Origin of the sequence: Haliscomenobacter sp., assembly GCF_041740695.1 — a bacterium.
Taxonomy (GTDB): Bacteria; Bacteroidota; Bacteroidia; order Chitinophagales; family Saprospiraceae; genus Haliscomenobacter.
Window position 1 is genome coordinate 35,925 of sequence record NZ_JBGSLK010000087.1, and the last position, 7,769, is coordinate 43,693.

At 46.5% G+C, this 7,769-nt stretch carries 5 protein-coding genes; all 5 read right to left on the reverse strand.

The window, feature by feature from the left end; translation table 11 throughout:
* Positions 1-14: 14 nt before the first annotated feature.
* Positions 15-2,000, reverse strand: a complete 1,986-nt coding sequence (locus ACEW9O_RS17795; protein WP_373551535.1) for an ABC transporter substrate-binding protein — start codon at positions 1,998-2,000, stop codon at positions 15-17.
* Positions 2,001-2,047: 47 nt separating this feature from the next.
* A complete protein-coding gene (locus ACEW9O_RS17800) occupies positions 2,048-2,857 on the reverse strand; it encodes a TIM barrel protein (protein ID WP_373551536.1) in 810 nt (269 codons plus the stop codon).
* A gap of 42 nt (positions 2,858-2,899) precedes the next feature.
* Complete coding sequence (locus ACEW9O_RS17805; protein ID WP_373551537.1) at positions 2,900-5,311, reverse strand: GH36-type glycosyl hydrolase domain-containing protein; 2,412 nt, start codon at positions 5,309-5,311, stop codon at positions 2,900-2,902.
* Positions 5,312-5,529: 218 nt separating this feature from the next.
* Complete coding sequence (locus ACEW9O_RS17810; RefSeq protein WP_373551538.1) at positions 5,530-7,053, reverse strand: sulfatase; 1,524 nt, start codon at positions 7,051-7,053, stop codon at positions 5,530-5,532.
* 46 nt (positions 7,054-7,099) lie between these two features.
* Entirely contained in the window at positions 7,100-7,669 is a 570-nt protein-coding gene (locus ACEW9O_RS17815) for a gluconate 2-dehydrogenase subunit 3 family protein (RefSeq protein ID WP_373551539.1), read from the reverse strand.
* Positions 7,670-7,769: the final 100 nt, after the last annotated feature.

The window sequence follows — 7,769 nt, forward strand, 5'->3', positions numbered from 1 at the left end:
GCTTGTGCTTAGCGCTAGGTGTGGTCTTCAGGTTTGTCCCAATAGTAGGTTTGGATCATGTAGGATTTTGCCCACACCGTGCCATAACCCATCTTTATGTTGTCCGGCACATTTTTCAGGCCGTTCTTGATCACTACGGGCATGGGTGCATAACCAACCGTTCCAATACAGACCAATTGTTTGGTAAAAAAATCCCAAACCTGGTGGCCATACCTTTGGTATTCTTCGTCATCTTTGGCATGGTACCATTTGGCCATGGTATTGAATTGATCTTTCCATATTTCAGGAGGTTCAATGCCGTCTTTTCCCTCGGAATAATACCAGTACCACCAATCCATGGCGTAGAACAATGCGTTGTTGGGGTTCCATTTTGAAACCCAGGGGAGGTAAGCGGCGATTTCTTCCACCTGGTCAGCATTCCAACAGGTACAATCGTGTTCACCCGACATACAGCGTTCTTTGCGGAATTGGTTGTCGCTCTCTCTCAAGATGGTATCCATCCCCGTTTTGCTCCAGTCTTGCCTCACCAATTCAATCAACTCTAATGGAAAATCCCGGATGGTGTAGATGATGATCGTTTTTAACCTTTTGCCATTGGGCATCAGGCGAAATTGTTTTTTGTTGTCCCACCTCAGTCCCATTTCATCCAATAAGGCATTCGCTGCTGCTAAATCGTAGTTGGCACAATACGTTTGCCAGCTCGGATCAAAATAAGATACCTGGGGATCAAGGGTGGCCTGGCATTCTTTGGCCAGACCGAAATAGAGGGTATCATTGACCCTTTTGCGGTTGATGGCCAAGGACATGGCTTTACGAAACCGTACATCGTTGTATATCTTGTTTAAAACCGGGTCTTTGTGGTTCAGGTTGAATGAAAACATACATTCAGAGGAGCTGGACATTTTCCATTTTTTAATCGTAAAATCACCTCTTACCTGGTTCTTTTGGTAAATTGAAATTTCAGAAAGTACCGTTTTTCCCATGGTAATGCCGCCCGTTGCAATCCTGGCATCCCGCAGTTTACGATCTTCCACAACCGACATATAGACCCGATCAACATAAGGGAGCTGGTTTCCTTCCTGGTCAATTTCAGCATAATAAGGATTGCGCTCAAACACTTCGTGGGTAGTATTGGTCAATATCCTAATCCAGGGTGAAAGATTGGGTTTGCCTTCATGAGGGTTCATGTACTCTTCCCGTTCCTTGTAAAGCTGAAACCAATATTGGTAACCAAACGATTGGGCAAGCTCGTTTGCTTGGGGATTAAAATCGATGTGAAACTGTTTCATGTAATGTGCAGGTTGACCAAAAAAACTGGCAAAGCACATGTACTCATGAGCGCTCAAATTGAGGAGTGGCCGGAATGGCCCTGCAAAAGAAATGCGAAATACCCATTTGCTGATTTTTTCGAAAACTGCGTATTTCTCTCCTGTTTTCCAGGCATTTCGGGGGCCTTCGGGGTACAATTCTTTGTTGTTTTGCTCGTGCTCCCACCACCAGATGACATCATCGGCGGTGCATTCAACCCCGTCCGACCATCTTAAGCCTTCCCGGATGTAGAACGTAAAAGAGGAATAGTCTTCGTTGTGTTCCACTTTCTCACACATGTGAGGGCGGATGATTTTACCTTCGTTATCGGTTTCCTGAGGGGAGGCGACCAAAGCTCCGTCCAGGAAAAAGCGGCCTCCCTGGCCAGAGGTTTCATCATATATTGTGCCCCCATAATTCCCAATCGTCGGCACTGTTCTGACAAAAGGGTTTTTAGGCAATCGGTCGCTAACCGGCGGCAATTCCCCTGAGGCTACGCGTTGGGCGAGCATGGGAGCTTCCTGATAGGCGGAAAGGCCGGATGGATGATCCCTCCCAGGGATGATTTTCTTTACAGCAGGCGGGCTGGCTTCGGGCGCATTGGAATTGCAAGACCCCAAGGCCAGCCCTGCCGTTGTATACATGGCATTCAGGATAAACAATCGTCGCGAAAATCCGGGAGTATCAGACATAGCCAATTCATTATCCTAATGAATAAATGAGCACACTACTGGACATATTACTCAGCATACACTTCTGCCCGAATCTCCTTCAAATATTCAATTGTTTTTGCGGTCTCTTCGGTCAGACTAAATTCACCGGAGCCGGTATTGATCCATGGACAGGCACAGGATACTGCACCCTCATAATTGGTTTCACGAAGAACCCTGAAAAACGCTTTGTGTATTTCACGGTATTCCCCCACATTGGGCTGTGCGCCTCCCGCTGCTGATCTGCCAGCAATATGGCAATGAAGGTTCCAGGATGGTTCCTCTTTAATGACCTCAAATGATTCTTTGTTTCTGAGAAAATAGTTGAGGTCGGCCATCAATTTAACCTGCGGATGGTTGAGCAATTTCACAAACTTTAATCCCTCCGCATAGGTTGGAAATAAAGAATCCGGATCAGCCATGGGTTCCAGGGCAATATTCATGTTATTTTTGGCGGCTTCATCGCCTAAGAGATTGGCATAGCGAATGGCCTCCTGCATGGCTTTTTCAGTTTCAGCTTTTCTGAAAAATTTACCATAAATGCCCGCAGTTTTAACCCCTAGTTCACCAAGGCGCTTCATCATTCTTTTGGTCCAAAATTCAAGAAGCTCCCAATCCGCATCAGGTGAGTTACAAGGAGCATTAATCCAGTGACTCGAAACAAACATCCGCGGCATACCCAAACTCAACAACTCTTGTTTCCTGGCTACCCAATCATGGTCTGTCATCAAGGGGTCAATTAATTTTCCAGCCGGAATTTCCGAAGCTTCAAATCCGGGAGCAATTTTTGTTGGCTCCATAATGGGTGAATCAGCAAACAATACACTAATTTTAAACATGACGTAGGTTATTTTAATTGTTAGCAAAAATCAAGACAGGGTCTAACCTAGGGTTACCTGCACCGCATATTTTTTCCCCGCTTCAATATTTGTAATCACGGGCTCATCCAAACAAACACCATCGACCAGAATTCGAATTGCGTTGTGTGCAGATGCCCTGATCATTTCAATGTGAAATTCTGCTCCTCTGAAATACCGGGTAATCATCGCCTCTGGCCATGCGGAAGGGAGTTGAGGTTCTATCCTCAAACCATTGACATCACCCCGCAATCCAAATAAACCATCAATTAAACTACGGTAAAACCAATGTACAGTTCCGGTATTGAACAATTGGCTCGACCTTCCGGCGGTACGGGGAAATTGCTTGTAGGCACCCCGGTAATAGTTGGGGATAAATACCGGGAGTTGACCCCGCTGAATAAGATCATCCTGATTGGGCCCCGGGATCATTTTGCGGAGCAAACGGTAAGCGCGCTCTTTCTCTCCCACCGAATAAAGACCATGAATGTAGAAAGCTGAGGCATGGTTATACACCGAGCCATTTTCTGCCGATCCGGGAAACTTTTGAGTCACCCGCCCAATATCGTCACGCATGGCCGCAAACGGCGGGCCAATCTTTTCTACACCATACGGCGATTCTAAGTGATCTTCAACTGCCGCAATCAACGCCCTGCGCTTAACCCCATCGGTGATGCCACTCAACAGTGCCCAACCCTGGGGATTGAGAAAAATCTGCCCTTCCTTATCCTGGCTTGTTCCAAAAACAACATTGTCATCCGTAATCCCACGGGCATACCAATTGCCATTCCATAAATATTTATTTACGGCAGTGGTCATTTCGTCAGCCGCTGAAAGAAATTCATTGGCTAATTCAGGTTGATTGATTTGTTCGTTTATTATGGCCCACACTTTCAAGGCATAAATAACCGCAATGGAAAGCCACCCGGAAACACCAATACCTTTGTAGCCAACCATATTCATTGGATCGCACCAATCGCCCTGGTTAATGAAGTTTAAGCCCCGCTTATCCCGGTCTTTTATCAACCAGTACATTGCGCGGTTAATGTGCTCAGCAACCGCAGCGGCCTCTGTCGTTTTAGCAAAAGGAACAATTTCGTCAAGAATTGAAAAATCGTTGGTTTCGTCTAAATAAGCTTTGATACAAATCGGCAACCACACACAATGGTCGGTATGCGGCACCTGGTTGATGTATTTTAATGCTGCATTTTTTTCTATTAAAATGCCGTCCGGCATCTCGCCGTTTAAATGTTGCTGGCTTAAAGCAATCAAAAAAGCTTGCCTTGTCGTATTGGGGTTGATATAGCTCATCCCCATATTGTCCTGTAAATAATTACGGGTTTGTGGGTCGGTACACAAGCGATTGGTTTCGCCGTGGTAAAAAATCTGACGGGGCAACCAATGGTTTACAAAATTATCCAATTCTGCATCCGGCGTTTTTATTTTCAAGCATCCCCGGCCTTTTGCTACATAGTCTGCATATTCTTTTTTGGCGAGGCTGAATCCATCTTCATGGGCATTTTTATGTGTACCAAAATAACGTTGCCGTATTCCAGCAATTTCCGGTTCGTCTTTGGCCGGGCCAAAAACAAACCGATATTCCTCGGTCATACCAGCCGCTACGCTTATGCGATATTGCATACAACAGGCCGGTGTTTCGTACCACGCATTTCCTTTTGCCAGTTCTTGTTGCTGAATGGCGGATGGATGGTGCAATCCCCCTTCCCCTTCAAATATTTCCTGGTTTACTTCCCATGAATCAGGAATCCGGTCCGCTATTAAAAAGGTTTTATCCTTAAAGTCTTTGTTGTTAAAATAGTCGGTATACTTTTGGTAGGGAGTGACCGACGAGCAAACGATCCCACACAAATCTGCTCTGTATTCGCCGGACTGATTCATCCACGACATGTATCCGACCGGAAAATACGGATAGATACTCAAGCGGCGGTTATCAGATGAAGTATTGCTGACTTTAATGCTCCAGAGCTCTACGAGGTCGTTTTCGGTAAGGCTCAAACACATTTCAATAAGCAGGTTATTTTTTCTTATTTTCCAATGAATATCGTTTTTGCCTACGGAGAAAGTGAAACTTTCTACTGTGCTGCGAACTGGTTCAAATGGCACCGAGAACAATTGCCCGGTATCTTCATCTTTGATGTAAAAGAAGCGGCCCGGATGATGTGCGTAATAAGGCTGTTCCGGTTGCATAAAAGTTTTAGCCTCCAGATTAGGCGCATGAGCGTATTTGGCTGGTTCAGGCTGCATGAATTGAGCCACGGCATACCCCCGACAGTTCATGTGAATCATCATCCATTTATTCCAAAGAAAAGCCGACGCCCTTGGAAGACTGGTTGGACTCAATAGTTCGAGGCGATTGTTGTCATCGGCAGCTTGGATTAATGGTGTATCCTCCATTGGCTTTACGATCTGTTTCATCAAATTTTTTTAGCCGGAGTTGGCTGTTGACCCGATACCCTAAAGTTTGTGACAACCAAAAGCAAAAAAGCCAGATAAATCACTTTTATGTTGTTGATTCTCATCGTTGTATTTTTTTTGACGCTGTTAATTTCAAAAAAAATTACGATGCCGCTGATCTTTTGTGCGGTATTTATTTGCTACAACGTTGTCGAAAGATGTTTATGGTTCCATTGAAATTACCAGTCATCCCGCCCACTCCTACTTCCAACATCGCCATCCACATACCCTGGATTTTTATCCGGAAATTTTGCCTTGACCCGGGTCAGCCATCCTTGGAGTTTATGCTGCATTTTTTTGGCTATTGCGGGCTTGACCTGAACCAGGTTATTGGTTTCACTAATATCGTCTATCAAATCATACAATTCAATCGATTGGTCTTCATGGTTGTAGATCAATTTGAAGGGATGCTGAATGATGGCTGATCCGGGTTTGCCGCCTTGATTGCTGTAATGCGGATAATGCCAGTATAGTGCCCGTTTTTTAGCTTGGCCGGGTTTTGCGATTAATTTCAAAATATCCTCACCATCCACATCCTGATCTTTTTGAGTCGACTGGCGGATGGCATTTGCAAACGTGGGATAAAAATCAATGGTATTCACTGGAACATCCGAAATTTGCCCGGCGGTTATTTTTCCAGGCCAGCGCATAATTACTGGTACCCGAATGCCCCCTTCGTACAACCATCCCTTACCAGCCCGCAGCGGATCATTGGTCGTTGGGCTGCCTTCTGCCGTGCTTAAGCCACCATTATCGGAGCTGAAAAGCACCAGGGTATTCTCGGCAAGGCCTGAGGCGGCAAGTTGATCCAGAATCCGTCCCACATTGTGATCCATGTTCTCCAGCATCGCCGCATAAACCGGATTAGACTGGACAGTCCGCTGTTTCCAGCCCGGTTCAAAAGCCATCCAAGGTTCATTTTTTCGAAACAACTGATCCGGCTGGATTCCCATTTGCCGCTGTTTTTGCTGGTATTTTTCAACCAAAGCCCGCGGGGCCTGCATCGGGTTGTGCACCGCATACAAGGAATAAACCAAAACAAATGGGGCGTCGTCCTTTTGCTGTTGGAGAAAATTCAGACATTCATCGGTCAGCCGATCCGTCAGGTATTCCCCCGGAGGGCCATCCGCTAAACGTGGGTTTAAATAAGGGGTGAAAAAACCACCCGTTGAATCATTCTTAAAGCCGACTGGTGCCCCCTTGCTCGTCCCCCCTTTGTTCACCTGAAACCCCTGTGCTTCGGGCCAAAACTGCTCTTGTTCGCCGAGGTGCCATTTGCCCGCCGAAAAAGTACGATAGCCATTTTCCAGGGCCAGTTCGGCAAAGGTTTTTTCGGACAAAGCCAATTGATCCGCAATAGGTTTTGCGATCATCTTTTCATAGGGTCGCGCTTTCCCATCGGCTTGCCTTCCGCGCAGCCAATCCGTCACATCGGTTTTAACCGGATATTTCCCAGTCATCAAACTGGCCCGAGAAGGGCTGCAAACCGGGGCTGACGCGTATCCATTCCTAAATTGGATGCCTTCTTTGGCCAAGCGATCTAGATTTGGCGTCTCATAAAAAGTACTGCCATAACAGGACAGGTCCTTCCAGCCCAGGTCATCGGCGTAAATGATCACCACGTTGGGCTTGGTTTTGGACTGGCCAAAAAGCGAATGCCATCCCAGCACTCCAAGGAAAAGAATAAGACCGATTCGGCGCATTGGCAATGAATTAAAAAGGCATTAAATTGAAATTGACCTACCTGGATTAAGCCCAAGCCTTTTCCCCCACTTTATACTCCACACAGCCATCAAATCTCCCTGGAATGGGATTGTAACGCAGCGCTTTGGTCATCCCAATTTCCGAACTGAAATACGCAAAAGTGGCCAGTTGTTTGATCAGGGTGAAATAGTGCGGCGGAGCGTCTTCGGCTTTATTGCTTTCGTATTCAGTGGCTGTTTTGTCCGCAGCAGAAAGCAGTTCGTACCGTTGCACGGCATTGAGCGCGGTGAAGATATTTTTGAATTTCGCTTGACTCTCGGTTTGGATTTTTTTCAAACCTTCCAAAAAGATTTTTTGCTCCGGCGCTTCGTAACAATCCTCCACCATCAGCATCATGAAGGCACCCGCTCCAGCTTGTTTTGCCCCGGGGGAGTCGGTTGTATCTGGCAGGATGGTATCGGCAATGTCGTCCAGCAGCGCTTCGTCGCCCTCTTGAAACAGGGTGCTTTTGGGCGATGATTTATTCGGGGAGCAACCACTCAGGATCGCTTCTGCGCCGATGATGGTTCCGCCGAGGAGGAGGGAGGTTTGGTAAAGTGCTTGTCTGCGATCCATAAGGATGATTTGAGGAGTTGAGAGGGTTGAGGAGGTTGAGAAGGTTGAGAAGGTTTAGGCTCCGCGAGCGATTTTGACAAAGTCCTTGTCTAAGTCGCTC

Bases quoted from the DNA above. Each gene is read 5' to 3' on its own strand.
- ACEW9O_RS17795 (WP_373551535.1), bottom strand. From the start codon at position 2,000: ATGTCTGATACTCCCGGATTTTCGCGACGATTGTTTATCCTGAATGCC.
- ACEW9O_RS17800 (WP_373551536.1), bottom strand. From the start codon at position 2,857: ATGTTTAAAATTAGTGTATTGTTTGCTGATTCACCCATTATGGAGCCA.
- ACEW9O_RS17805 (WP_373551537.1), bottom strand. From the start codon at position 5,311: ATGAAACAGATCGTAAAGCCAATGGAGGATACACCATTAATCCAAGCT.
- ACEW9O_RS17810 (WP_373551538.1), bottom strand. From the start codon at position 7,053: ATGCGCCGAATCGGTCTTATTCTTTTCCTTGGAGTGCTGGGATGGCAT.
- ACEW9O_RS17815 (WP_373551539.1), bottom strand. From the start codon at position 7,669: ATGGATCGCAGACAAGCACTTTACCAAACCTCCCTCCTCCTCGGCGGA.